Origin of the sequence: Mesorhizobium sp. ISC11, from assembly GCF_037162595.1 — a bacterium.
Lineage (GTDB): Bacteria > Pseudomonadota > Alphaproteobacteria > Rhizobiales > Rhizobiaceae > Mesorhizobium > Mesorhizobium ciceri.
Genome location: NZ_JAVSPW010000001.1, coordinates 2433137 through 2458930, shown reverse-complemented (window position 1 = coordinate 2458930; position 25794 = coordinate 2433137). Strand labels below are relative to the sequence as shown.

Here is a 25794-nt window from a genome sequence, read left to right as displayed (position 1 = left end):
GCATCTTCCCCATTCGATCTGAAAGGCTCCAACCGATTTACGACTTCGCCGCCACCGGCGCATACTCCAGCGCCACAACGCCGTTGCTGAACGGCATCGCAGAAATCAGTTCGAGCGACACCGGTTCGCCGCCTGGGAACAGCGGCTTGCCCTGGCCGACGGTGCCGGGATAACTGAGCAGCCTGACGCGGTCGACCAGGCCATGGCGCAGCAATTCCTGCGCGACGCTGAGGCTGCCATGCACATAGATGTTGCCGCCGCTGCCTTGCTTCAGGATCCTGACCGCTTCGGGCAGCGGCCCCTTCAGCAATTCGGCAGGCTTCCAGTCGAGCGCCTTCAGGCTGTTCGACGCGACATATTTCGGCAGCGCGTTGAACCGTTCGGCAAAATCTCCGGTTTCCGTCGGCCAGGAGCCGGCAAATATCTCATAGGTCGTGCGCCCCAAAAGCATGGCGCCGCTGTCGGCAAGCTCGTCCTCCTTGAACCTGTTCATCTCGTCGTTCCAAGTCACGCTTGGCAGCTTCTCGACCTCGGCAATGCCATCGACGCTGATGAATTCGGTGACGATAAGTTTTCGCATGGCGTTCTCCTTCTTCGCTCAAAGGACGGACCGCGCAGGGTGTTTGCGACATGCTTCGTGAAAAATATCACTGTGCGGGCGGAGGCGCCGCGTTCAAGGGGAGACAGCGGAAGAGGACAAGGGTGAGCCCTGGTGAAACGCAGGGCTGGCCGGTAAACCCGTAACCCCACCGCTCGTCTTCAGTCCTTCGCCCGCTCCACATAAGCCCCATCAGCCGTCATCACCACCACGCGGGTGCCCGGCGCGATGTGGGGGGGCACCAGGGTGCGCACGCCGTTGGATAGCACGGCCGGCTTGTAGGACGACGAGGCCGTCTGGCCCTTGGTCGTCGGCTCGGTTTCCACCACTTCGAAGGTGGCGCGCTGCGGCAGCACCAGGGAAATGGCAATGCCGTTGAACTGCGACACCTGCACGGCCATGCCTTCCAGCAGGTAAGGCGCCATGTCGCCGACCACGGCTTCCGACACCGCCACCTGGTCGTAGGTCTCCGGGTTCATGAAATGAAAGCCTTCGCCGTCGCGATAGAGGAAGGTGTGCTCGCGCTCTTCGACATAGGCGCGCTCGACCTGCTCGGTGGTGCGGTAGCGTTCCGAAACCTTCACCCCGTCGCCGATGCGGCGCATGTCGAGCTGCGTTACCGGCGTGCCCTTGCCTGGGTGGATGTTTTCGGCAAAGAGGATCACATAAAGCTTGCCGTCCTTGTCGACGACATTGCCTTTGCGGAGCGAACTGGCGATGACTTTCACCACGGTTTTAAATCCTGCAAGAAGAGTTGACTGGCGTTTGCCGGCTAGTGCGGCGCTGGATGGGGGCCTACCGCATCTTGGCCGCCGCCGCCAGCCCCCTTCCACCATGTTCCGAGCCGCATGACCGAAGCTTCGCCCTGGTGGACGCCTGACGTTCACGCCGACCGCCGCCCGCGGCTGATGCTGCGCAATGGCATCGCCGCCGGCCTGCGCGACTGGTTCGCCACCCATGATTTCGTCGAGGTGCAAACGGCGGCGCTGCAGGTCTCGCCCGGCAATGAGGCGCATCTGGCGGCTTTCGCCACGGAAGCGGTCGGGCCGGACGGTGCAAGGGCGCCACTCTATCTCCACACCTCGCCGGAATTCGCCTGCAAGAAGTTGATCGCCGCCGGTGAAACCAGGATTTTCAGCTTCGGTCCGGTCTATCGCAACCGCGAGCGCGGCCCCTTGCATCATCCCGAATTCACCATGCTCGAATGGTACAGGGTGGGCGAGGCCTATGAGAGCCTGATGCTGGATTGTGCGGCCTTTCTGGCGCTGGCCGCGACAAGGACAGGGGCGACTCTTTTCTCTTTCCGGGGCCGCGACTGCGATCCCTTTGCCGAGCCGGAAAGACTGACGGTGGCGGACGCTTTCGCCCACCATGCCGGCATCGACCTGCTGGCCACGGTCGCCGCCGACGGCAGCACCGACCGCGACGCGCTGCACGCCGCCTTGACCCATGTCGGCCTGCGCACCGCGCCCGACGACAGCTGGGCCGATCTGTTCAGCCGGGTGATGGTGGAAAAGGTCGAGCCATTTCTCGGGCAGGGCCGCGCGACCATCCTGTGCGAATATCCCGTCGCCGAGGCGGCACTGGCGCGGCCGAGCCAGCGCGACCCGCGCGTCGCCGAGCGTTTCGAGCTCTATTGCTGCGGCGTCGAACTCGCCAACGGCTTTGGCGAACTGACCGACGCCGACGAGCAGCGCCGGCGCTTTGTTATCGAGATGGACGAGAAGCAGCGCATCTATGGCGAGCGCTATCCGCTGGACGAGGATTTTCTCTCAGCCCTTGCCATCATGCCGCCGGCCAGCGGCATCGCGCTCGGCTTCGACCGGCTGGCGATGCTGGCGACCGGCGCGCAAAAAATCGAGGACGTGATCTGGACGCCTGTCGCCTGAGGGCGGAAAGATCTGGCCTATTCGATTCCAGGGATCAAGACTGGACCGTGACCCCGAACCAAGAGACCACATGATCGGTACTGGATTTCAAGGTCAATCGGGAAGATCTACAGTGGCTGCTTCTGAAACGGTCGAAATCGCCATTGTCGGCGCCGGAGTTGTCGGGCTGGCGACGGCACTTCGCCTTGTCGCGGACGGCCGCGAAGTCCTGCTCATCGATCCGAACGAGCCGGGCTCAGGCGCGTCGTTCGGCAATGCCGGAACGATCGCCGAATATGCCTGCATGCCGGTCGGCACTCCTGCGGTGCTGCGGGCATTGCCAAAGCTGCTGCTTGATCCCGACAGCCCGTTTTCGCTGCGCTGGCCGGCGCTGCTGCAGCTGGCGCCATGGCTCGTTCGGTTCATGCGGCAATCGCTGCCGGCGGCCACCCGGGCCAATGCACTGGCGCTCGCCGGACTGCTGGCCGACGCCCTCCCGGCCTGGGAAGACATGGCCGGGGAAGCCGGGCTGGAGGACCAGCTGCGCCGCAATGGCTGTCTTTACCTCTATCGCCGCTTGAGCGATTTTGCCGCTGGCGCCGGCGGCCGGGCAATGCGCGCTGGGTTTGGCATCCACCAAGAGGTGCTGACTCCCGAAGAGGTGGCGGCGCTTGAGCCGGGCCTGCCGGCGACAGCAGCGCATGGCGTGTATTTTCCCGACTCGATCAATGTCACCGATCCGGCAATGGTGATGCGGCGGTTGCTGGGCGCGGTGAGTGCCCGTGGTGCATCGGTGAAGCAGGCAGAGATCACCGGGCTGCAGATCGAGGCTGACGGTGTCCAGCTCAGCGGACCCGGCGTTCGCATCAAGGCTGGCACGGTGGTGATCGCCGCCGGTGCACGGTCGCGCGCACTGGCCGCGCAGGCCGGCGACAGGATTCCGCTCGAGACCGAGCGCGGCTATCATCTGGAATTCCAGACCGACGCGCCGCTGCTCAACCGACCTGTCTGTCCCGTCGATCTTGGTTTCTACCTGACGCCGATGGCTGGCCGCTTGCGGGTCGCCGGCACCGTCGAACTCGGCGGCCTGGTCGCGCCGCCAAATCCGCGCCGGCTGGCGCTGCTTGACCGTGGCGCCAGGCAAATTTTTCCCAGGCTCGGCTCGCCTGCCTCGCAATGGCTCGGCTTCCGGCCGTCCCTGCCGGATTCCAGGCCGGTCATCGGCGCTTCGCGCGGCAGCTCCCGCGTAATTCATGCTTTCGGGCACGGCCATCTCGGCTTGACGCTGGCTCCGATCACTGCGCGGCTGGTCGCCGACTTGATCGGCGGACGCGGCGATCCGGCTCGGCTCGCACCTTTCGCGGCGGGCCGTTTCGGCCGTTGATCGATGGATGCCCTCGATCTGAGCTAGTGCGCGAAAACCTGCTCCAGCGAGCGAAAGCCCTTGAATTCCAAGGCATTGCCCGAGGGGTCGCGGATGAACAGCGTTGCCTGTTCGCCGGGCTCGCCCTTGAAGCGGACCATCGGCCGTTCCAGCCAGTCGATGTCGTCGCGCGCCTCCAGCCGTGTCGCCAGGCGCTGCCAGTCGTCCATCAAGAGCACCGCGCCGAAATGCGGGATCGGCACGACAATGCCGTCGACCTTGCCGTCGCTGGGGGCCTGTGCGGCCTGCGGCCGCAGATGCGCCGACATCTGGTGACCGTAGAGGTCGAAGTCGACCCAGGTCGCTGACGAGCGGCCGATCGCGCAGCCCAGCACCTCGCCATAGAAAACGCGGGTTTCATCGAGATCACGGACCGGGAAGGCGAGATGGAAAGGCGTCATCGAAATGCTCCGTGCAGGCTGCGAACCGATTTTGCGTCACAGGGTTCGCGGTTTGAACCGTCCGCCCTGCATTTTGATTGAAGCCTATGCCATTGCACAAGCCGGACCGGAACAATAGATGGGTGGGCAACGGCCGCACACCGGCCGCACCAGCAGGATTTCAGGCATGACCGACATATCAGACGCAGCAAAATTGACCGACCGCGTCGCGGCCCTGGTCGAGGCTGCCAAAAAGGCCGGCGCCGATGCCGCCGACGCGGTGGCCGTGCGCGGCCGCTCGACCGGTGTGTCGGTGCGTCTCGGCAAGGTCGAGGCTACCGAAGCTTCCGAAAGCGAGGATGTGGCGCTGCGCGTTTTCGTCGGCGGCCGCGTGGCGAGTGTCTCGGCGACAGCGGCGTCCGACCCGAAAACGCTGGCCGAGCGCGCCGTGGCGATGGCGAAAGTGTCGCCGCAGGATCCCTATCAAGGGCTGGCCGATCCGGCATTGCTCGCCAAACAGACGCGCGATCTCGACCTGTTCGACGCCACCGAAGTGTCGGCAGACCAGTTGAAGGAAGCCGCATTGGCGGCGGAAGCGGCAGCGCTTGCCGTCAAGGGCGTGACCAATTCGGCCGGCGCCAGCGCCGGTGCCGGGCTGGGCGGCCTGGTGCTGGCCACCTCGCACGGCTTCCTCGGCCACTATGTCGGCTCGCGTTTTTCGCGCTCGGCCAGCGTTATCGCCGGCGAGGGCACCGGCATGGAGCGCGACTATGAATTCTCCTCGCGCCAGCATTTTGCAGATCTCGATGCGCCCGAGGACATCGGCCGCAAGGCCGGCGAGCGCGCCGTGCGCCGCATCGGCGCGCGCAAGGCGGCGACCGGGCCGGTCGACGTGGTGTTCGACCCACGCGTCGCGCGCGGCATCGCCGGCCATCTCGCCGGCGCCATCAACGGCGCCTCGGTCGCGCGCAAGACCTCGTTCCTGCGCGACATGATGGGCAAGCAGGTGGCCGCCTCCGCCATCACCGTCACCGACGAGCCGCTCCGGCGACGTGGCCAGGCCTCGCGTCCGTTCGACGGCGAAGGCGTCGAGGGCGAAAAGCTGTTGATGGTCGAGAAGGGCGTGCTCAACCACTGGTTCCTGTCGACCTCGGCTGCAAGGGAGCTGGGCCTCGTCACCAACGGCCGCGGCGCACGCAGCGGCTCCTCCGTTACGCCATCCTCCACCAATCTCGCCATCGAACCCGGCGAGCGGTCGCCGGAAGAGCTGATCAAATCGCTCAAGACCGGCTTCTACGTCACCGAGGTGTTCGGCCAGGGCGTCGACATGGTCACCGGCGAATACAGCCGCGGCGCTTCCGGTTTCTGGATCGAGAATGGCGAACTGGCCTATCCCGTCGCCGAGGTCACCATCGCCTCGAACCTGAAGACGATGTTCCTCAACATGGTGCCGGCCGATGACCTCGACCGCAATTTCGGCACCGCGGCGCCGACGCTCCTGATCGAAGGCATGACCCTTGCCGGAGCATGACCTGACCACTGCCGGAGCCACCGAAGACTTGCCGCTGCTGCGCGATGCCGCCCGCGAGGCGGGGGTGATCGCCATGCGCTACTTCGGCAACAGCCCGCAAGTCTGGATGAAGGGCGGCACATCGCCGGTCAGCGAGGCCGACCACGCGGCCGACGCCTATCTGCGCGAAACATTGCTGGCGGCGCGGCCGGATTATGGCTGGCTGTCGGAAGAGACAGTTGACGATCCGGTCCGGCTTTCGGCACGCCGCACCTTCGTCGTCGACCCGATCGACGGCACGCGCGGTTTCCTGGAAGGCCAGCGCACCTGGTGCGTCAGCGTCGCCGTCGTCGAGCATGGCCGCACGCTGGCCGGCGTGCTGGAATGCCCGGCGATGGAGGAGACCTATTGGGCGCTGCCCGGCCAGGGTGCTTTCCGCAACGGCAAGCGCATTGCGGTTCGCAAGCTGGCGGAAACGGCGGAGATTTCCGGGCTGAAGCAGTTGACCGACCTGATGCCTGCCGAATGGCAGGCGCGGCTGAAGCGGGCGCCTTACAGCCCTTCGCTCGCCTATCGGCTGGCCATGATCGCCAATGGCGCGCTGGACGCCACTTTCGTCAAGCCGAACGCGCATGACTGGGACATTGCGGCGGCCGACCTCATCCTGCGCGAGGCCGGCGGCCAGCTGCTCGACCAGCATGGCCGCGCTCCACTTTATGCCGGCGAGGTGACTCGTCACGGCGCCCTTGCTGCCGGCAGCGGTGAATTGCTGGCCGTGCTCGCCGGCGTCATCGCCGGTCTGGACACGTGAAAGCGTTTTCCCCGGCGAGATGAATTCATCTCGCCCTAAAGGTTCCAAAGTCGGCGGCTTTGGTCTAGACCTGTGACAAACTCACGATATGTGAAGGACCGACATGGCCGCGGAAGACGGAAAGAAACAGCTTTTGCATCTGGTGTTCGGTGGCGAACTGAAGAAGCTTGGCGGCACCGAATTCCGCGATCTCGACGGGCTCGACATCGTCGGCATCTATCCCGACTATCAATCCGCGCACACGGCGTGGAAAGCCAAGGCGCAAGCCAGCGTGGACAACGCTCACATGCGTTACTTCGTCGTTCATCTGCACCGGCTGCTGGACCCCGACAACAAGGCTGCCGGTTGACTTCGATGGAGCATGACCTGGCGAAAGGGCCAGCAAGCGATGCCGCGCCCACGGGCAGGGGACGCAGCCGCACGACCAAGGCCTTCTGGCGCAAGATTCGCCAACCGCTTGCGCAGTCGCGATTCGTCAAGAACGCCATCGCCAGCCTGTTCGCCCAGTTCGTCCGCTTCGTGCGCCTCACCAATCGCGTCGTCGAGGGATCGGCACGGTTTTCGGGCGGTGCCTATACCGAGTTCGAGCCTGGCATCATCGCCTTGTGGCACGGCCAGCATCTGCTGACGCCTGCCTATTATCCCAAGCGCAAGCCGCTGGTCGCCATGGTTTCGCGCAGCGCCGATGCCGAGCTCAACGCCTTGATGCTGGAAAAATTCGGCATCGAGGCGGTGCGCGGCTCGGGCGGGCGGGAAAATGCCAGGCACCTCGACAAGGGTGGGGCAAAAGCGCTTATCGCCCTGAAAAAGTCGCTCGCCGTCGGCAAGAACGTCGCCATGATCGCAGATATTCCGCACGGCACGCCGCGAGACGCAGGACTTGGTATCGTTCTCCTGGCTCGCCTCTCGGGCCGGCCGCTTGTGCCCGTCGCCATCACCACCAGCCGCCGCAAGGTGCTGGAGAAGAGCTGGGACAAGACCACCATCAACCTGCCGTTCGGCCGTTCGTCGATCGTCATCGGCCAGCCGATCTTCGTGGCGGCCGGCGCCGATGACGCCGAAATGGAGCGCAAGCGCCAGGAAGTGACGACAGCGCTCAATGCCGCGACCGCCGAGGCTTACCGTCTCGTGGATGCTCCGCGATGAGCGGCCGCTGGGCACGGGCCATGCTGTCGGCTTACCGATTCGCGGGTGCGGCAGCCTATCCGCTGGTCGGGCCCTACGTTGCCTGGCGCACCTCGCGCGGCAAGGAAGACCGCTACCGCCGCCGCGAGCGCTATGGCGTCGCCGGCCGCGCGCGCCCCGACGGGCCGGTGATCTGGATCCATGCCGCGAGCGTCGGCGAGACCATAGCCGTCGTGCCGCTGGTCGAAAGCATCCTCGACTACGGCGTCAACATCGTGCTGACGACCGGCACGGTCACCTCGGCGCAGGTCGCCGACGAGCGGCTCGGTGACCGCATCATCCATCAATATGTACCACTCGACCTCAAGCCGGCGGTCAGCCGGTTCCTCGATCACTGGCAGCCGGATCTGGCAATCATCGCCGAATCCGAGATCTGGCCGATGACCATCCTCGAGCTTGGCGCGCGACGCGTGCCGCAGGTGCTGGTCAATGGCAGGCTGTCCGACCGCTCGTTCAAATCGTGGAAGAAACGCGCCAACATCGCCGAGGCGCTGTTCGAGAACCTGGCTCACGTCGTGGCCCAGTCGGATGTCGATGGCGAGCGGTTTCTCGCGCTCGGCGCGCGGCCGGTGACGGTGTCGGGCAACCTCAAGGTGGACACGTCGCCGCCGCCGGTCGACGAACGGGCGCTGGCGACACTGCGGCGGCAGATAGGCACGCGCCCGACCTGGGCGGCGATCTCGACCCATGACGGCGAGGAAGTGGTCGCGGCTGAAGTCCACGCGACGCTGCACAAGCGCCACCATGGTCTTCTGACGATCGTCGTTCCGCGTCATCCCGATCGCGCCGAGGCGCTTGCGGCGCAGATTTCCGGCATGGGCCTGAAGGTCGCGCGGCGCAGCAAGGGCGACAGGATCACGGCCGACACCGACATATTGCTTGGCGACACGATCGGCGAGATGGGGCTCTATCTCCGGCTGACGGAAATCGCCTTCGTCGGCCGCTCGCTGACCTCCGAGGGTGGCCAGAACCCGCTGGAGCCGGCCATGCTCGACACGGCGGTTCTCGCCGGGCGCAATGTGCAGAATTTTCGCGAGGCCTACCAGCGTCTCCTCGACAGCGGCGGCGCCAAGCTGGTGCGCGATCGCGACATGCTGGCCGGCGCCGTCAATTTCCTCCTGACCAACGAAGTGGCGCGCCACGAGATGATGGCGGCAGGCATTGCGACCGTCGACGAGATGCGCGGTGCGCTGGCGCGTACGCTGAAATCGCTTGAGCCCTACATCCAGCCGCTGGTCGTCAAGTCGCGCCTGAAGGGCGCGAACGGGCGCTAGCGTGGCCTCCGAAGCACCACCATTCTGGTGGGAAGAGCCGGACTGGCGGGTCCTGGCACTGTCGCCGCTGTCGGCCATCTATGCGGCTGCCGCCGGCCGCGGCATGCGGCGGGCCAAGCGTGAGAAGATCGAAGCGCCTGTTCTGTGCATCGGCAATTTCACGGTTGGCGGCACCGGCAAGACACCGGTGGCCATCGCGCTCGCCAAGCAGGCCAAGCGCATGCATCTGAAACCAGGCTTCCTGTCGCGCGGCCATGGCGGCTCCTTCGCCGAGCCGCACGTGGTCGATATCGACCACGACAGCGCCCGGCATGTCGGCGACGAACCGCTGCTGCTCGCCGAACACGCGCCGGTGGCGGTGACGCCGAACCGCGCCGCCGGCGCCCGGCTGCTGCTGGAACGGAATGGCTGCGATTTCCTGATCATGGACGATGGCTTCCAGAGCGCCCGCATCCACATCGACTATGCGCTGGTCGTGGTCGATGCGCGCTACGGGATCGGCAACGGCCGCGTCATTCCGGGGGGGCCGCTCAGGGCCAAAATCGTCGACCAGCTGGTTTTCACCAGCGGGTTGTTGAAAATGGGCGAGGGCACTGCCGCCGACAGCGTGGTCCGCCAGGCGGCACGCGCCGGCCGGGCGATCTTCGAGGCCCATACAGAGCCAAGCGGCAAGGCAGGGCTTGCCGGCAAGCGGTTCCTCGCCTTCGCCGGTATCGGCCATCCCGAGAAATTCTTCGACACGGTGCGCGAGGCCGGCGGCGAACTGGCATTGACGCGGCCGTTTCCGGACCATCATTTCTATGCGGAGGACGAACTTGCCGAGCTGGCGGCGACCGCACGCACTGAGGGGCTGGTGCTCATCACCACCGCCAAGGACGCCGCCCGGCTGCGCCACGGCGCCTCACAGGACTTTCTCGACCGGCTCGAGGTGCTGGAGATCGACACGGTCTTCGAACTCGATCACGTTCCCGAGCGCATCATCGACGAGACGCTCGATGCCTGGCGCCAGCGCAAGCTGAAGGGTTAACTGCGCTTACGCAGCTCCGGATGCATCTCGATTTCACGGCGCAGCGAGGCGGTGGCGCTGATATAGGGCTCTTGCCTTGCGACGCTCCAGTACTTCAACTCGTCGAGCGGAATGCTTTCGCCTGTCACCGCGCAGCGCACGAACGCGCCGGGGCTGGTAACCTGGAAGTCGCCATCCAGGTAGCGGATGCGGGCTTCCTTGCCGCCGGGGCCTTCGAAACGGTTCATCATGCGGGGACGCCAGGGTTCATGAGGATTTCATCGCCATAAATTCCCGGCGAGGTCAAGCATGAGACAAGCCTGAGACAATGCTGAACGCTTATTGTGAAGCGGAAAAATGTTGTTGGTGGGCCGCAATGGACGTTTCCTCCACTCGTCTTCCCGCCCTGCTTAGGGAAGTGATGACGCCGCAAGCCGTGCCCTCGGGGCAGGCTGATCCCGTGATGACGGCACTGGTCAAGGCGCTGGTCCAACCGCCGGCGCCGTCTCTGCTCGCGCAGCAGACAGCGCCGGCGCTGTTGATTTTGCCGGCGGCGCCGATGGCCGTCAAATCGCAGCAGATCGCATCCGCTGGCATCGTCGATGCCTATCTTGCCCAGCTTGAGACGGGCGAAGAGGCGGCGTTGGCAACAGTCGTGGCGAGAAAGGCAAAACCCGAAGCCGAAACGCTGCGAGCCTTCTTGCCGCCTTCGACAACCGCCAATGACAATGCCTCCGCCAAGGTTGCGGGGCTGTCATTGCTGTCGCTTATCCCGCCGCAGGCTCCAGTCCCGCGCAACGCTGCCGCCCTGGGTACGCCGGCGGGCAGGCACAGGCCGGCCAATCAATCCCATGGTGCGGTGCCGAACCCTGAGCAGTTGCTGGTGAAAATTGGCTTTGTTTCGATAATGGCCGGTTTGCTGGGAGCGGTGATCCTTGGGTTCGTTTTGTTGTTGCTTCGTTGAGCTTCGAATCGGCCGGTTTTCCATATAGGTCCGGAAGGCCTATCGCTCGGCTTCGATAAACGCCTCGATCTTTTCCTGGGCCAGCCCGGCCTCTGCTGCGATGCGGCGGGCGAGGTCGGCGGCGGCGGCACGCGGCCGCCCCATCGGCCGGTCGAGCCAGTAGGATACCGGGTTGAGGGCTGTGCGCTCATCGACGGGAGTGATGCGGCCCGATTGTAATTGATGTCCGGTCAGCGGCGGGCGGGCCAGCGCGATGCCGAGCCCATAGGCGGCGGCGTCGAGCACCAGATTGTAGTCCTCGAAGCGGCGGTCCTGCGGGCGCGGGCGGTAATCCATGCCTTGCGCGGCAAACCAGGCGCGCCAGGCCGACGCGTCGGAATCGTTGATCAGCGGATATTTGAGCAGCCGGGCAGGGTCGCCGCGGCCGATCTCGCGGGCAAGATCGGGTGACGCGACGGGAAAGACATGTTCCTCGAAAAGCTGCACCGAGATGCGGCCCGGAATGCCGCCGCGTCCACAGCGGATCGAGAGGTCGATGCCTTCATCGGCAAGGTCGGCCTGGCGGATGTCGACATCGAGCACGATGCGCAGCTTCGAGGGATTGTTCTCCAGAGCCGCCATGCGCGGCATCAGCCACAGCCCGCTGACGGAGGGGATCGAGGTCAGCCGCACCACCGCCGTGCCACGCGGCTCGACCCAGCGGTCGGAATGGGTCGATATCAGCGCAAAGGCTTCCGCCGTGCGCAGATGCAGCCTGTTGCCTTCGATCGTCAGCGAGACGCCGCGCGCACCACGGTCGAAGACTTTCAATCCCAGCCAGTCCTCGAGCTTGGCGATCTGCCGGCTGACGGCGCCATGGGTGATATTGAGCTTTTCGGCGGCCGCTGAAAAGCTGCCTGTCCGCGCCGCCGCATCGAAGGCGCGCAGCGTTTCGAGCGGCACCATTGTGTCCGAGCTGTGATCCATAGTCACAGGTGATCCTCGATTTCGTCGTTTGTCAACCGGGGTGAAAAGGCGTTTTCTGCCTTTCAGGACCGAAGAAATACGAGGGCGGTGAGATGAGCGAGATAACGGGCACGTTGAATTCGACACAGCGAATGGACACCACGGCAGCCATCGCGGTGGCGCTGACGGTGGTTGGTTGGGCCTCCGCCTTTCCCGCTATCCGAGCCGGTCTCGCCGCCTTCGGCCCACTGGAACTGGGTGCGTTGCGCTTTGCCATCGCCGCTGTGCCGGCGGCGATCTTCCTGGCCGTCAAGCGCCCGGCGCTGCCAAGGCTCGACGAAGTGTGGCGCCTGGTCTTTGGCGGCGCCATCTTCGTCGCGCTCTACACCGTCATGCTCAATTTCGGCGAACTGACCGTCTCGGCCGGTGCCGCCGGCTTCATCATCAATGTCAGCCCGATCTTCACCGCCATCATGGCGATGGCATTGCTGGGCGAGCGCTTCTCAGGCGTGGCCTGGATCGGTACGGTGATTTCCTTCGCCGGCATAGGCATCATCGCCATGGTCGACGGGCATGGCCTGTCGTTCAACACCGGTGCTCTGTTGGTGCTTGGTTCGGCCTTGTGCTCGGCCGTCAACACCATCGTCCAGAAGCCGCTGTTTGCCCGCCATCATCCATTGACCATTGCGGCTTCGAACATGGTGCTCGGCGCACTATGCCTGGCGCCCTTCCTACCGTCGGCCTTTTCGCAGGCGGCGGTCGCCGACACAGCAGGCCTCGGCGCCGTCATCTTTCTCGGCATCGTGCCCAGCCTCATCGCCTATGCCGCCTGGGCGACCGCGCTGTCGCGTCTGCCGGCGGCACGTGCCTCCAACTTCCTCTATCTGGTCTCGCCGATGTCCGCGCTGATCGGCTTCTTCTGGCTGGGCGAAGTTCCCACTCTGCTCGGCATAATCGGCGGCGCGCTGGCGCTGGGCGGTGTCATCGTGGTGAATTTGAAGAGATGAATATTGCCGACCGTCCGCTTCCCCCATTCGGAACGATCCCTCGATCAAACGCGTTTAGCCGAGGTTTGTTCGACGGAGGTCCGAATGCCGGGTGCAACGACGCACCGACGCATGCAACTGGATGATCTATCCATTTTTTATCGCGAGGCAGGGCCGTTAGAAGCACCTGTCTTGCTCTTGCCGCACGGCTATCCCTGCTCTTCGTTCCAATTCCGCCGACTGATGCCGGCGCTCGCCGACCGCTGGCGGACGATTGCATTCGACTGGCCTGGCTTCGGATACAGCGGCACACCCGATCCGGCCACCTTCGGCTATGATTTCGACGCCTATTGCGACGTGCTTTCCAAGCTTGCCGATAAATTCGGTCTCCAACGCTACGCCTTATGGCTGCACGATTATGGCTCGCAGATAGGACTCCGGCATGCGATCTCGCACCCGGAGCGGATCAGCGCCCTGATCATCCAGAACGGCGACATCTACGAGGACGTGCTTGGACCCAAATACGCCACGATCAAGGCCTGGTGGACCGACAAGACGCCCGGCAAGCACCGTCCGCTCGAGGCCGCGGTAAGTGAGGACGGGTTCCGGGCCGAGTTCATCGGGGAAGTGGCTGACGACGTCGCCATGCGCGTGCCGCCCGATCTCTGGAGCCTTCACTGGCCACTGATGAACACGCCGGTTCGTCGGCAGATCGCCGTCGGTCTGATGGAGAAGCTGGAAGCCAATCTCACCTGGTTTCCGCGCTACCAGGCTTATTTGCGTGAACACCATCCGCCCACGTTGATCGTTTGGGGGCCAGAGGATGGCTATATGCCCGCGGCGTCGGCAAGGGCCTATCATCGCGATCTGCCCGATGCGGAACTGCATCTGATCGAAGGGGCGGGTCATTGGCTGCTCGAGACACATTTCGACGACGCGCTGGCGCTGGTCCGCGATTTCCTGGCTCGTGTTCACGGCTGATCACAGCCGGCGTCCGCTATGCCCAGTTTGCTGTCCGCCTGACTGAAGGAGAACCTCATGCCGACCAAACCGACCATCGCGCGCATCTGGCGCGGTCGCACCCGCCGCGACATCGCCGACGCCTATGAGCCATACCTGCGTGCCGAGGGTATTCCGCCCCTCGAGAAGACGGCGCTTGGCGTCCAATTGCTGCGCGAGGACCGTGATGCCGAGACGTGGTTCACAACCATCTCGTATTGGGCCGACATGCAAGCGATGACCGCCTTTACCAAAGGCGAACCGACCAAAGTCCATCATCTGGACCGAGATGCCGAGTTCCTGATCGAGCTGCCGGAGCGGATCGAAATCCATCGGATACTTGTCGATCGTCGGGGACTGCGCTGAGCGCCGATCGGTGGTTCGCAACCTCTTCTTCTTCGCGGTGATATCGCTGATCTGGGGGCTGACCTGGGCCGCGATCAAGCTCGGTCTCAATGACGCGCCTCCGCGCCTGCTGGCGGCTGCACGCTATTTGCTGACCGCTTTGGCGGCAGGAGCCTGGCTCTTCGGCGAGGCGGTCGGCTGGGCTGAAATCACCGGTGCGATCCTCCTGCTGGCGGCGGCTGCGATCGCGCTACTCAGGCCGCTGGGCGAAAATCGCGGGTGACCACATTGTCGGCCGGCCTCCTGACCTGCCGACCTCGAGCGGCGAAGCGATAGGCCCGCAATCCGTCCGCAGCTATCGCCGTCCGAAAAGCCGTTCGATATCCGCCAGCTTGAGTTCGATATAAGTGGGGCGGCCGTGGTTGCAGGTGCCGGAGCCGGGCGTCGCCTCCATCTGCCGCAGCAGCGCGTTCATCTCCTCGGCCTTGAGCAAGCGGCCGGAGCGCACAGAGCCGTGGCACGCCATGGTCGCGGCTATCTTGTCCAGCCGCTCCTTCAGCGTGTCGACCGTGTCGTTGTCGGCGATCTCGTCGGCGAGGTCGCGCACCAATTGCTGGACATTGGCCTCGCCCAGCATCGACGGCGTCTCGCGCACCGCGACAGCGCCGGGGCCAAAGCGCTCGATGCCGAGACCGAAGCGGGCCAGCGTTTCCGAATGCAGCGCAAGCCGCTCCGCATCCTCCTCCGGCAGGTCGATGATTTCGGGCAGAAGCAGCATCTGCGAGGGCACCGGGCGCGAATGCAGCGCATTCTTCAGCGCCTCGTAGACCAGCCGTTCATGCGCCGCATGCTGGTCGACGATGATGAGCGAATCCCTGGTCTGGGCGACGATGTAGTTCTCATGCACCTGGGCGCGCGCCGCGCCCAGCACCGCGCCGAGCAACGTCTCGGCCGCTTCATCCTGCCCTGCGCGTGCATCGGCGCTGGCAAGCGGACCGGCATCGAAAGCCGCTTGCTCGCTTTCTCGCAAGCCGCGCTGCTCGAAGCCCGCACCATCGAAACCCATATCGAGCGGCCGCTGCGGCGATCGGGCAGGATCGAAGCCGGACGGACCCGACGCGCGGTAGGCCGCGTCGTAGCTGCGGTGGCCGTTTGCCGGTCCGCCGTGGCCGTAGGATGCGGCCCCTGGCCGGAACGCCGCCATCATGCCGGCGGCACCCGTGGTGGCGGCGCGGACGCCGGCATCGGCCAGTGCCTGTCGGATGGCCCCGACGATCAATCCGCGCACAAGGCCGGGATCGCGGAAGCGCACATCGGCCTTGGCTGGATGGACATTGACGTCGACGATGGCCGGATCGAGCGTCAGGAACAGCACCGTCACCGCATGGCGGTCGCGCGGCAGGACGTCGGCATAGGCGCCGCGTATGGCGCCGGCGATCAGCTTGTCGCGCACCGGGCGGCCGTTGACGTAGGCATATTGCTGCAGCGCGTTGGCGCGGGTGAAGGACGGGATCGACACGTGGCCGGTCAGATGCACGCCATCGCGCATCGCGTCGAGGGCAATCGAATTGTCGGGAAAGTCGGCGCCCATCACCTGGGCGACACGACGCAGGCTGCCTTCCGCGCTGTCATCCGCCGCCGGCAATTCCAGTGTCGAGCGGTCCGAGCCGGCCAGCGTGAAGCGCACGGCGGGGAAGGCGATGGCGATGCGCTTGACCACATCGCTGGTGGCCGAGCTTTCGGCGCGCTCGCCCTTCATGAACTTCAATCGGGCCGGCGTTGCGAAGAACAGGTCGCGCACCTCGACCGTGGTGCCGCGATTGGCCGCCGCCGGCCTGACAGGCAGGACGCGGCCACCCTCGATGCCGATCTCGGCGGCGCTCTCGCTTGCTGCCGTGCGCGAACGGATCGAAAGTCGCGACACCGAGCCGATCGACGGCAGCGCTTCGCCGCGGAAGCCCAGCGAGCGAATGTCGTTGATATCCTCGGTGAGCTTGGAGGTGCAGTGACGTGCGATCGCCAGCGCCAGCTCCCGTTCGGGAATGCCGGAGCCGTCATCGGTGACGCGGATCAGGTTCAGCCCGCCGCCCGATGTGACGATCTCGACGCGCGAAGCACCGGCATCGAGCGCATTCTCGACCAGTTCCTTGACCACGCTCGCCGGACGCTCGATGACTTCGCCGGCGGCGATCTGGTTGATCATCGTTTCGGAAAGCTGGCGGATGGGCATGGCGGCACTATAGGCGGATTCGCGTCGCGCGGGAGGGGCAGAATTGCGCCAGCGGTGGATCAGTGGAAAACGACTTATGCCTGCGCCGCCAGCCAGTCGCGCACCTTGCGGGCGTTGTCGCTGAGCTCCCGGTTCTTCGGCCAGACGACATAGAAGGCCTTGCCGGTCTTCAGCACATGATCCGTCACCGGCACCAGCAGGCCCGACGCCAGCAGCCGCTCGGCGAGGTGCCGCCAGCCGAGCGCGATGCCTTGGCCTTCCATGACACCCTGAATCACCAGGCCGTAGTCGTTGATGCGCAGGCCGCGCGCGGTATCGCTGAGATTGGCGCCCGCAGACTGGAACCATTCGTCCCAACTGGCCGCCTCGCGATACGGCTCCTCCAGATGGATGAGGCGGTGCGTGGCCAGTTCGGCAGCGGATCTGGGCAGGCCGAACTTTGCCGCATAGCTGGTGCCGGCGACGGGAAATATCTCCTCGTCAGCCAGCGGCAACGAATGATAGTCCGGCCAGTCCCGCGGCGCGCCGCCGCGCACGCCGAGCGGGATGCCTTCCGCGATGATGTCGAGGTCGCGGTCGGCGGTCTGGATACGCAGGTCGATGCCCGGCAGCTCGTCACGGAACTGCTGCAGGCGCGGCATCATCCAGAACGAACCGAACGCGGTCGAGGCGGCCAGCGTGACATGACCGCCGGTCGCCTGCAGGCGCAGATCCTCCGCCGATTTGCGGATGTGCGAAAGGCCGAGCGAGACGTCGGCATGGAAGCGCTCGCCGGCCTCAGTCAGGAGCACCTGGCGGTGGCGGCGCTGGAACAGCTTGGCGCCGAGCTGTTCTTCCAGTCCGCGCACGGCATAGGAGACGGCGGCCTGCGTCATGCCCAGCTCGCGCCCGGCGGCGGTGAAGCTCGACAGCCGCCCGGCCGCCTCGAAGACGATCAGGCTGCCGGCCGAAGGCAGAAGGTGGCGCAAGCTTCGCATAAGCTGAGCTTATACAAGAGATCAGGATTTTCCAGCGTCACATCACCATTTTGTCGCGCTAGGCTCCTTCATGAGTGGAATGGAGTTGCCATGAATGCACCGGCCCCCGAAGTGACCGAACATGCCAACCGCCGCAGTGGCGGCCGCCTGGGGCGCAAGGCCCTGCGCGGAGCTCCCGTAACGTCGTTCCCGACGCTGGTCCGCCAGATCCCCGTCTACCAGATGGTCCCGGATGAGGCGGTCGAGCTGATCCACGAGGAGTCGCTCTTGATCCTCGAAGAGGTGGGATGCGAGTTCCGCGACGACGAGGCTATCGCACTGTGGAGGCGGCGGGCGCGGATGTCTCGGAAACCCGTGTGCGGATCGACCGGGCCCTGCTGATGGAACTGGTGTCGAAGGTCCCGTCGGAGTTCACGCTCAATGCGAGGAATCCGCAGCGCACGGTGCGGGTGGGCGGCAACAACACCATCTTCGTGCCGATGTATGGCGCGCCCTATGTTCGCGATCTCGACAACAACAGGCGTTACGGCACGCTCGCCGACCTCAACAATTTCCACAAACTCGCCTACATGGCGCCGGCGCTGCATTCATCGAGTTCGGTCATTTGCGAGCCGATGGAAATCGCGGTACCGAAGCGTCACCTCCACATCATCCATTCCGCGCTTAAGCATTCCGACAAGCCGTTCATGGGCATCGTCACGTCCAAGGAGCGGGCGGAAGACACGATGGCGATGGCAGGCATCGTGTTCGGAGAGGATTACGTCCGCGACAATCCGGTCCTGGTGTCGATCACCAACTGCAATTCGCCGCTGGTGTGGGACGCCACCATGCTGGACGCGATGAAGGTCTATGCGCGAAGCAACCAGCCGCTGATCCTCGCACCCTTTGCACTGTGCGGCGCCTCGACTTCGGCGTCCGCCGTGGGCGCTGTGGCACAGGTCAATGCGGAAGCGCTGGCGGGCGTCGCCTTTACGCAGCTGCTGCGCCCAGGGTCGCCGCAGATCTACGGACAGTTCATGGTCACGGTGGACATGAAGACCGGTGCTCCGATGGGCGGCACGCCCGAGGCGGCGCAGATGATGTATCTGATGGGAGCGCTGGCGCGGAAATACCGGCTGCCGTGGCGCACCTCCGGCTTCCATGTCGGGTCGAAGCTCAACGACGCCCAGGCTGGTTACGAGGCGAACATGCTGATGCACGCCGCCATCCTCGCCGGCGCCAACTACATCTGGCACTCCGCCGGATGGCTCGAGGCCGGCCTGACCTGCGGCTATTCGAAATTCGCCACCGACTGCGAACAGCTCATCGGCTGGTACAAATATGCCGGCGGCCTGCCGTTCGACGATTTCAAGGAAGCCATGGCGGCAATCCGCGAGGTGGGACCGCAGGGCCATTTCCTCGGTACCCAGCACACGCTCGAACATTTCGAATCCGCCTTCTTCATGCCCTCGATCATGGACTTCAATTCGTTCGAACAGTGGAAGGCAGAAGGGGCGAAGGACCACGACACGCGCGGCCGCGAGAAGGCGCGCAACATGCTGGCGGATTACGAGGAGCCGAAACTCGACGAAGGCATCGCCGATGGCCTGATGGATTTCATCGCGCGGCGCGAGGAGAGGCTGCCGGACAGCGTCAGTTGAGGCGAAGAACCAAGATCAAAGGGAACCAGACGGGAGGAAAAAATGGCATTCTTCAGAAGCAGTGGCGATCGCGTGCCGAGCGCTATCGAGGCAATGGCGGTCGAAGCACGCGCGGGCCGTGTCGACCGGCGCGAGTTCCTGGCGCTGGCAAGCGCCTTCGGCGCATCGACGGCTCTTGCCTATGGCATGATCGGCCTTGCCGTGCCGGATCGGGCCTTGGCCGAAGAGCCGAAGAAAGGCGGAACGCTGCGCGTCTCGATGTCGGTGAAGGGACAGAAGGATCCGCGCACTTACGACTGGGTGGAACTGGCGAACATTTCGCGCTGCTGGCTGGAGCCGCTTGTCCGCTATACCAGGCAATTCACCTTCGAGCCGGTCCTACTCGAAAGCTGGGATATCAACGACGACGCCACCGAATACGTGCTGCATGTGCGCAAGGGCATTACGTGGAACAATGGCGATGCCTTCAACGCCGATGACGTCGCTCACAATCTGACCCGCTGGTGCGAGAAGAATGTCGCCGGCAATTCCATGGCCGCCCGGGTCGGCGCGCTGATCGACGCAAAGACCGGCAAGGCCAGGGATGGCGCGATCACCAAGGTCGACGACAATACTGTCAAGCTGAAGCTAAGCGAACCAGACATTTCGCTGATCCCGAATTTCACCGACTATCCGGCGCTCGTCGTCCATCGCAGCTTCGATGCCGATGGTGCCGATCCGATCAAGAAGCCGATCGGCACGGGCCCGTTCGAACTGGTCTCCTACGATGTCGGCCAGAAGGCGGTCGTCAAGCGTCGTGAGAATGGCAAATGGTGGGGTGGTGAGGCGCCGCTCGACAGCGTCGAGTTCGTCGACTACGGCACCGATTTCAATGCCACCGTGAACGCGTTCGAATCCGGTGAGATCGACCTCAATTTCGAGTCGCCGGCCGACTTCATCGACATTCTCGACAAGATGGATCTGGTGAAATCGGAGGTGGCGACGGCGACGACGCTGGTTGCCCGCACCAACATCACCCACAAGCCCTATGACGACAAGCGGGTGCGCAACGCCCTGCAAATGGCCGTCGACAACAATGCGGTCCTCGAACTCGGTTATGCCGGGCGAGGCACCCCTGGTGAAAACCACCACGTCGCCCCGATCCATCCGGAATACTATGCGCTGCCCAAGAAGACACGCGACGCCGCCGGCGCCAAGAAGCTGATGGCGGAAGCCGGACAGGCCGACTTCGAGCATGAGCTGATCACCATCGAGGACGATTGGCAGAAGAATACCGGCGACGCCATTGCCGGCCAGTTGCGCGATGCCGGGATCAAGGTGAAGCGCACGGTGCTGCCGGGTTCGACCTTCTGGAACGACTGGACGAAATATCCCTATTCGATGACGATCTGGTACATGCGCCCGCTTGGCGTGCAGGTGCTGGCGCTCGGCTATCGCACCGGCGAGGCCTGGAATGAATCGGCATATTCCAACCCCGATTTCGATGCCAAGCTCAAGCAGGCGCTTTCGCTCATCGACGTGGAGAAACGACGCGAGGTCATGAAGGATGTCGAGCAGATCCTGCAGGATTCGGGCGTCATTATTCAGCCCTTCTGGCAGAAGCTCTACAGCCACATGAGCAAGAAGGTGAAGAACTATGGTGTCCACCAGACATTCGAGATGGACCTTCAGAACGTCTGGCTGGACGGCTGAAACAAGGTGCTGCAGGACTTCATGAGCCGCAAAAAAGCCGATATGCAGGATACGTGGTGTTGATAGGCTCAAGCCGTCAAAAGCCGGAGATTCTGCATGCGACTGACAGTGATCGTTGCCGCCCTTTCGATAGCCCTGCCGGCCGGAGCCGTCGCCGGACCGGCGTCCGACGCGGTGAAGTTCTTCTATGCCCCGGCGGTCAAGTTCGAGGCCGACGAACAATATCGGGACCGGTTCACCGAACCGGTGACGAAACTGTTCGAGCTGAACGACCAGGCAACGAAAAAGAACCCGGACCAGGTCGCCTGCATCGATTTCGATCCTGGTCTCGACGCTCAGGATTTCGATCAGAAAACCGTCTCGAAAACGCTGAAACTGTCTGAGAAGCAGGATGGCGACAACGCACAGGTCACGGCATCCTTCAGCCTGTTTCCGGAAGGCGATGATTCCAAACGTGAAATGCTCTGGTCGCTCAAGAAGATCGACGGCAAGTGGAAGATATCGGACATCGCTTCCAAAACCAGCGACTGGACGCTCAGCGCGCTGGAATGCATGGCCGGCCAGACGCCGGAGTGAAGCGATGGCCCACCGCCGGTTCGTGGCACTGTCGGGTGTGTGCCTGCTGGCGGCTCTGAGCGGCGCCGCCGCGCAAGGCTTGTTGGGTGCGCCGCCGGCAAACGCCCCGGCCGACACCCAGCCGAGCGACAGCGCTGCACCGCCCGCAAATGCGCCGGGCGGAGCGGCAGAACCGGCCACGCCGCCGGTTGGATGGTCGCCGGCCGAAGCCGCGCCCGCCGCACCGATCCAGCCGGGCTCGCCGACCGCCGTGGTGCGGCCGTTTTACGGTCAGGTCGGGCTGGAGATCGATCCGGCCGAGCGAAGCCATTTCATCGATCCGGCCAAAACCGTGCTCGACAAGAGCGACGCCTTGCGCAAATCCGGGCAGGGCGAGTGCCTCGACCCCAACATGGCGCTCGACAATGCCGATTACGACAAGGCCGAGATAGACAAGAGCCTGAAGACGCTCGAGGCGATCAACGGTGACCAGGCCAAGGTCATCGTCGCCTTCGTCATATCGGGCAACCCGCACCGGCTGGAATGGAAATTCAAGAAGGTCGATGGCGACTGGAAGATCACGGACCTGTTGTCGGTGACCGGCGAATGGGCACTCAGCCAATATCAGTGCGAATGATGGGCGAGCTCAACCCCGCCCGCGATAGGGCGCCACCCCGGTGTCGGGGAGCCAGGCGCCTTCCGGCGGAGCGCCGGTTTGCCAGAACACATCGATCGGAATGCCGCCGCGTGGATACCAATAGCCGCCTATGCGCAACCACAGCGGCTTGGTTGCCGCCACGATGCGGCGGCCGATCATGACGGTGCAGTCTTCATGGAAGGCGCCATGGTTGCGAAACGAGGTCATGAACAGCTTGAGCGACTTCGATTCCACCAGAGCCGCATCGGGTGCGTAGTCGATGACGATATGGGCGAAGTCCGGTTGGCCGGTGACCGGGCACAGCGAGGTGAATTCCGGGCAGGTGAAGCGCACGATCGCCGGCGGCCCGTCGCCGCGCGAAAACGGTACGGTCTCCAGGACCGCTGCTTCGGGGCTTTGTGGCGTCTCGACGTGCGCACCGAGCTGGGTGAGAGTTTTGGTGTCGATCATGGGCCCAATCCTTGTCGCATGCGCCCGGAGTGCGTGCGGGACGACATGCTTGAAAACGAATTTTGCCGCTCATTAGCACAATTTGAAACCGCAGGAAGACGATGACCTCCAACGATCCGCTTCTCCAGCCCTACCAGCTCAAACATCTGACGCTGAAGAACCGGGTCATGTCGACCAGCCATGAGCCGGCCTATTCCGAGGACGGCATGCCGAAACAGCGATACCGGCTCTACCATGCCGAGAAGGCTAGGGGAGGCATGGCGCTGACCATGACCGCCGGCTCGGCGATCGTCTCGCGCGACAGCCCGGCCGCTTTCGGCAATCTGCATGTCTATGACGACAGGATCGTGCCGTGGCTGGCCGAGCTCGCCGATGCCTGCCACGAGCACGACTGCAAGGTGATGATCCAGATCACCCATCTCGGCCGCCGTACCGGCTGGAACAAGGCCGACTGGCTGCCGGTACTCTCGGCCTCGCCGGTGCGTGAGCCGGCGCATCGCGCATTCCCGAAAACCATCGAGGACTGGGACATCGAGCGCATCGTCGCCGACTATGCTTCGGCCGCCCAGCGCTGTCAGGCCGCCGGCCTGGACGGCATCGAGTTCGAATCCTACGGCCATCTGATGGACGGCTTCTGGTCGCCGGCCACCAACCATCGCGACGACGAATTCGGCGGCTCGCTCGACAACCGCCTGCGCTTCACCAACATGGTGCTTGATGCCGTGTGTGCGTCGGTCGGCGAGAAATTCGTCGTCGGCATCCGCATGGTCGCTGACGAAGATTTCGAAAAAGGCCTGTCCAAACAGGAGGGCATCGAGATCGCCAGGCGGCTGGCCAATTCCGGCAAGGTCGATTTCCTCAACATCATCCGCGGCTCGATCGAAAGCGATGCGGCGCTGACCAAGGTCATACCGGTGGCCGGCATGCGCTCGTCGCCGCATCTCGATTTCGCCGGAGAGGTGAGGGCGGCGACGAAATTCCCGACCTTCCACGCGGCGCGCATATCCGACGTGGCCACCGCACGCCACGCCATTGCCACCGGCAAGCTCGACATGGTCGGCATGACCCGCGCCCATATCGCCGATCCGCACATCATCAAAAAGGTGATGGAGGGCCGCGAGCATGAGATCCGCCCGTGCGTGGGCGCCACCTATTGTCTCGACCGCATTTATGAGGGCGGCGAAGCGCTTTGCGTCCACAATGCCGCGACTGGCCGCGAGGCCGAAATCCCGCATATCATCGTCAAGACCGAAGGACCGAAGCAGAAAATCGTGGTCATCGGAGCCGGCGCCGGCGGGCTGGAGGTTGCGCGGGTCGCAGCCGAGCGCGGCCACAAGGTGACGGTGCTTGAAGCATCGAGCCAGGCCGGCGGCCAAATTCGACTGGCGACGCAGAATCCGCGCCGCAAGGAGCTGATCGGTATCATCGACTGGCGGCTGGCTGAACTCGCCCGGCTCGGCGTCGAGATCCGCTACGACACCTGGGCGGAGAAGGACGATGTTCTGGCGCTGTCACCCGACGTGGTGGTGGTCGCCACCGGCGGCCTGCCGCAGAACCCGCCGCTGACGGCCGGCGACAATCTTGTCACCTCAAGCTGGGACATCATGGCCGGCAGCGTCAAGCCGGCCGAAAATGTACTGCTCTATGACGACAATGGCGGCCATCAGGGCATGGGCGCCGCCGAACTGATCGCCAATGCCGGCTCGAAACTCGAACTTGTCTCGCCCGAACGTTTCTTTGCCCCGGAAATGGGCGGCATGAACCATGTGCCGTACATGCGCGCCTTTCAGGAAAAGGGCGTCATCATCACCATCAACACGCGGCTGCGTTCGGTGCGCCGCGAGGGCAACCAACTGGTCGCCGAACTGGCATCGGATTTCGCCGATGGCTGGCGCGGCGAGCGCAGGGTCGACCAGGTGGTGGTCGAGCACGGTACGTTGCCGCTCGATGATCTCTATCTCTCGCTGAAGCCGCTGTCGAAGAACGGCGGTGCGGTCGACTACGAACGGCTGGTGAGCGGCGGCGACATCTTCCCCAAGCGCAATCCAGAAGGCGGCTTTGTACTGTTCCGCATCGGCGACGCGGTCGCCTCGCGCAACATCCATGCCGCCATCTACGACGGCATCAGGTTCGGCTTGCGGATCTGAAATTGGGCGTTGCGAGGATCGGTGGCGCGCGGCCGGACCTGCGTACGAGAGCCCATGTACTTCGGTCTGGCCGCGCGCCCGCACGTCATTGGCTCGTCGCCAGACAACGCACGATTCTGTGAGGGTGTGCCGCGTGGCGGCGTTCAAAACATTCTGGCGGTGGCCATGCACAGCACTGTCAGCACCAACAGCCCCCGGCAATGCGCTCGCCTCTTGTCATCTTCGCGCGCAACTGCCTTTCCGTTGCCGCATCGGCACCGGCAAGCTGCCTGCTGGCTGAGCCCACCAGCGCGCCTTGCACGCCGGCGGCGATCAGGGCCGCCACGATGCCCAGCGCCAGCACCTTCTCCATCGAGCCGAAAACACCCTCGTGAAAGAAATACCAGAGCAGTATGCCGGTCAGGAAAACCAGGCCGGCAGCGCCCATTTGCGGCCGGAAGAACCGTTCCGCCCGGATGTCCGGGTCACGGCCGACCGCGATGGTCGTGCCCGCCCAGAATACGCCTGCCATGACATGAAGACCGATAACGACGATGTAGACATACTGCATGACCGGATTTCCTCTTTAGCCTGCCATCTCTAGATAATTAGATATCGAATGGTTAGATGTCAATATATAAGTCATCCCAGTTCCATCCGTGCATGACACCGTCTAGGGTCCTGCAATGACACCCTTTGACCGCCCGCCAGTCGGCATGAATCTCGGACGAACCGCCAAGCTGGTTGCCCAGGCCTTCGATGCTGCCCTGGTCGAGGCTGGAGGTACATTGCCGATCTGGCTCACGCTGCTATCGGTCAAGTCGAGCAACCTTGCCAACCAGCGCGAGCTTGCCGGCATGATCGGTATCCAGGGCGCGACGCTGACCCATCATCTCAACGCCATGGAGGCGCAGGGCCTGCTGATGCGCCGCCGCGACCCCGTCAACCGCCGGGTTCATCTGGTCGAATTGACCGAGGCCGGAGAAGCGATGTTCGAGACACTGCGAAAGGCCGCGCTCGTCTTCGACAAGCGGCTGCGAGTGGGATTGACCGACGAGCGTCTGGCGGAGTTCGCGCAGGTGCTGGCTGTGTTGCGGGGCAATGTCGGGGGATAGAACCCGACGGACCAAGAATTTCCTTGGACTGGACTTCCCTCATCACATTTGTAACGT

Annotated in this window: 27 protein-coding genes and 1 pseudogene; 19 read left to right on the top strand and 9 right to left on the bottom strand. The window is 64.3% G+C overall.

The annotated features are described in order from the left end of the window. Window positions 1-37: 37 nt before the first annotated feature. Window positions 38-580, bottom strand: a complete 543-nt coding sequence (locus RPF88_RS12300; protein ID WP_337122493.1) for a dihydrofolate reductase family protein — start codon at window positions 578-580, stop codon at window positions 38-40. A 179-nt stretch (window positions 581-759) separates the two neighbouring features. Then, window positions 760-1329, bottom strand: a complete 570-nt coding sequence (efp, locus tag RPF88_RS12295; protein WP_013532351.1) for an elongation factor P — start codon at window positions 1327-1329, stop codon at window positions 760-762. A gap of 117 nt (window positions 1330-1446) precedes the next feature. Here efp and epmA point away from each other — a divergent pair, with 117 nt between their 5' ends. Both epmA and RPF88_RS12285 read left to right on the top strand, forming a co-directional pair. Further along, window positions 1447-2487: an EF-P lysine aminoacylase EpmA gene (gene epmA / locus RPF88_RS12290; RefSeq protein WP_337122492.1), complete on the top strand. Its 1041-nt coding sequence runs from the start codon at window positions 1447-1449 to the stop codon at window positions 2485-2487. 112 nt (window positions 2488-2599) lie between these two features. Beyond that, the gene (locus RPF88_RS12285) at window positions 2600-3850 is read left to right on the top strand and encodes an NAD(P)/FAD-dependent oxidoreductase (RefSeq protein WP_337122491.1); all 1251 of its coding nucleotides are present in this window, start codon (window positions 2600-2602) and stop codon (window positions 3848-3850) included. A gap of 23 nt (window positions 3851-3873) precedes the next feature. Here RPF88_RS12285 and RPF88_RS12280 read toward each other — a convergent pair whose 3' ends face one another. Then, window positions 3874-4290: a VOC family protein gene (locus RPF88_RS12280; protein ID WP_013532348.1), complete on the bottom strand. Its 417-nt coding sequence runs from the start codon at window positions 4288-4290 to the stop codon at window positions 3874-3876. A gap of 166 nt (window positions 4291-4456) precedes the next feature. On the opposite strand from RPF88_RS12280, the gene RPF88_RS12275 reads away from it, so the two are divergent. From RPF88_RS12275 to lpxK, 6 genes are all read left to right on the top strand, one after another. Continuing rightward, window positions 4457-5800, top strand: a complete 1344-nt coding sequence (locus tag RPF88_RS12275) for a TldD/PmbA family protein (protein WP_013532347.1) — start codon at window positions 4457-4459, stop codon at window positions 5798-5800. Continuing rightward, on the top strand, window positions 5787-6590 hold the full coding sequence (locus tag RPF88_RS12270) for a 3'(2'),5'-bisphosphate nucleotidase CysQ (protein WP_013532346.1): 804 nt from the start codon (window positions 5787-5789) through the stop codon (window positions 6588-6590). The genes RPF88_RS12275 and RPF88_RS12270 overlap by 14 nt, the downstream gene beginning before the upstream one ends. A gap of 103 nt (window positions 6591-6693) precedes the next feature. Continuing rightward, window positions 6694-6939 carry a DUF4170 domain-containing protein gene (locus RPF88_RS12265; RefSeq protein ID WP_013532345.1) on the top strand — a complete coding sequence of 82 codons (246 nt, stop codon included), beginning with the start codon at window positions 6694-6696 and terminating at the stop codon, window positions 6937-6939. Between the two features lie 5 nt (window positions 6940-6944). Next, window positions 6945-7736, top strand: a complete 792-nt coding sequence (locus tag RPF88_RS12260) for a lysophospholipid acyltransferase family protein (protein ID WP_013532344.1) — start codon at window positions 6945-6947, stop codon at window positions 7734-7736. Next, window positions 7733-9049, top strand: a complete 1317-nt coding sequence (gene waaA, locus RPF88_RS12255; RefSeq protein WP_013532343.1) for a lipid IV(A) 3-deoxy-D-manno-octulosonic acid transferase — start codon at window positions 7733-7735, stop codon at window positions 9047-9049. Before RPF88_RS12260 ends, waaA begins: the two co-directional genes overlap by 4 nt. Before the next feature lies 1 nt (window position 9050). Next, entirely contained in the window at window positions 9051-10076 is a 1026-nt protein-coding gene (gene lpxK / locus RPF88_RS12250) for a tetraacyldisaccharide 4'-kinase (RefSeq protein ID WP_013532342.1), read from the top strand. Here the strand turns inward: lpxK and RPF88_RS12245 are convergent. Further along, window positions 10073-10306, bottom strand: coding sequence for a DUF2093 domain-containing protein (locus tag RPF88_RS12245; protein ID WP_013532341.1), 234 nt, complete (start codon window positions 10304-10306; stop codon window positions 10073-10075). The two genes, lpxK and RPF88_RS12245, sit on opposite strands and share 4 nt — an antisense overlap. 125 nt (window positions 10307-10431) lie before the next feature. Between RPF88_RS12245 and RPF88_RS12240 the strand changes: the two genes are divergently transcribed. Beyond that, window positions 10432-11019 carry a hypothetical protein gene (locus RPF88_RS12240; RefSeq protein WP_337122490.1) on the top strand — a complete coding sequence of 196 codons (588 nt, stop codon included), beginning with the start codon at window positions 10432-10434 and terminating at the stop codon, window positions 11017-11019. Between the two features lie 39 nt (window positions 11020-11058). Here RPF88_RS12240 and RPF88_RS12235 read toward each other — a convergent pair whose 3' ends face one another. Continuing rightward, window positions 11059-11985: a LysR family transcriptional regulator gene (locus tag RPF88_RS12235; RefSeq protein ID WP_337122489.1), complete on the bottom strand. Its 927-nt coding sequence runs from the start codon at window positions 11983-11985 to the stop codon at window positions 11059-11061. A gap of 92 nt (window positions 11986-12077) precedes the next feature. On the opposite strand from RPF88_RS12235, the gene RPF88_RS12230 reads away from it, so the two are divergent. The 4 genes from RPF88_RS12230 (at window position 12078) to RPF88_RS12215 (ending at window position 14577) form a co-directional block, all read left to right on the top strand. Beyond that, window positions 12078-12971 carry a DMT family transporter gene (locus RPF88_RS12230; RefSeq protein ID WP_337122488.1) on the top strand — a complete coding sequence of 298 codons (894 nt, stop codon included), beginning with the start codon at window positions 12078-12080 and terminating at the stop codon, window positions 12969-12971. Between the two features lie 84 nt (window positions 12972-13055). Beyond that, window positions 13056-13931, top strand: a complete 876-nt coding sequence (locus RPF88_RS12225) for an alpha/beta fold hydrolase (RefSeq protein WP_337122487.1) — start codon at window positions 13056-13058, stop codon at window positions 13929-13931. A 57-nt stretch (window positions 13932-13988) separates the two neighbouring features. Further along, complete coding sequence (locus RPF88_RS12220; protein WP_027163236.1) at window positions 13989-14315, top strand: antibiotic biosynthesis monooxygenase family protein; 327 nt, start codon at window positions 13989-13991, stop codon at window positions 14313-14315. 10 nt (window positions 14316-14325) lie between these two features. Next, entirely contained in the window at window positions 14326-14577 is a 252-nt protein-coding gene (locus RPF88_RS12215) for a hypothetical protein (protein ID WP_224620274.1), read from the top strand. 72 nt (window positions 14578-14649) lie between these two features. On the opposite strand, the gene mutL is transcribed toward RPF88_RS12215, so the two are convergent. Beyond that, window positions 14650-16524: a DNA mismatch repair endonuclease MutL gene (gene mutL / locus RPF88_RS12210; RefSeq protein WP_337122486.1), complete on the bottom strand. Its 1875-nt coding sequence runs from the start codon at window positions 16522-16524 to the stop codon at window positions 14650-14652. A 74-nt stretch (window positions 16525-16598) separates the two neighbouring features. After that, window positions 16599-17501: a LysR substrate-binding domain-containing protein gene (locus tag RPF88_RS12205; RefSeq protein WP_013532333.1), complete on the bottom strand. Its 903-nt coding sequence runs from the start codon at window positions 17499-17501 to the stop codon at window positions 16599-16601. 90 nt (window positions 17502-17591) lie between these two features. Between RPF88_RS12205 and RPF88_RS12200 the strand changes: the two are divergent. From RPF88_RS12200 to RPF88_RS12185, 4 genes and pseudogenes are all read left to right on the top strand, one after another. After that, window positions 17592-19141: pseudogene (locus RPF88_RS12200) on the top strand (trimethylamine methyltransferase family protein). Window positions 19142-19183: 42 nt separating this feature from the next. Next, window positions 19184-20833 carry an ABC transporter substrate-binding protein gene (locus tag RPF88_RS12195; RefSeq protein WP_027163239.1) on the top strand — a complete coding sequence of 550 codons (1650 nt, stop codon included), beginning with the start codon at window positions 19184-19186 and terminating at the stop codon, window positions 20831-20833. 96 nt (window positions 20834-20929) lie between these two features. Beyond that, the gene (locus RPF88_RS12190; RefSeq protein WP_064994159.1) at window positions 20930-21409 is read left to right on the top strand and encodes a DUF3828 domain-containing protein; all 480 of its coding nucleotides are present in this window, start codon (window positions 20930-20932) and stop codon (window positions 21407-21409) included. Window positions 21410-21413: 4 nt separating this feature from the next. After that, on the top strand, window positions 21414-22025 hold the full coding sequence (locus RPF88_RS12185; RefSeq protein WP_127385470.1) for a hypothetical protein: 612 nt from the start codon (window positions 21414-21416) through the stop codon (window positions 22023-22025). 9 nt (window positions 22026-22034) lie between these two features. Here RPF88_RS12185 and queF read toward each other — a convergent pair whose 3' ends face one another. Continuing rightward, window positions 22035-22496, bottom strand: a complete 462-nt coding sequence (gene queF / locus RPF88_RS12180; protein WP_010915503.1) for a preQ(1) synthase — start codon at window positions 22494-22496, stop codon at window positions 22035-22037. 101 nt (window positions 22497-22597) lie between these two features. Here queF and RPF88_RS12175 point away from each other — a divergent pair, with 101 nt between their 5' ends. Further along, window positions 22598-24643, top strand: coding sequence for an NADH:flavin oxidoreductase (locus tag RPF88_RS12175; RefSeq protein WP_337122485.1), 2046 nt, complete (start codon window positions 22598-22600; stop codon window positions 24641-24643). Window positions 24644-24821: 178 nt separating this feature from the next. On the opposite strand, the gene RPF88_RS12170 is transcribed toward RPF88_RS12175, so the two are convergent. Next, the gene (locus tag RPF88_RS12170) at window positions 24822-25193 is read right to left on the bottom strand and encodes a hypothetical protein (protein ID WP_337122484.1); all 372 of its coding nucleotides are present in this window, start codon (window positions 25191-25193) and stop codon (window positions 24822-24824) included. A 115-nt stretch (window positions 25194-25308) separates the two neighbouring features. On the opposite strand from RPF88_RS12170, the gene RPF88_RS12165 reads away from it, so the two are divergent. Beyond that, window positions 25309-25737, top strand: a complete 429-nt coding sequence (locus tag RPF88_RS12165; protein WP_013532326.1) for a MarR family winged helix-turn-helix transcriptional regulator — start codon at window positions 25309-25311, stop codon at window positions 25735-25737. The last annotated feature ends 57 nt before the right edge of the window (window positions 25738-25794 follow it).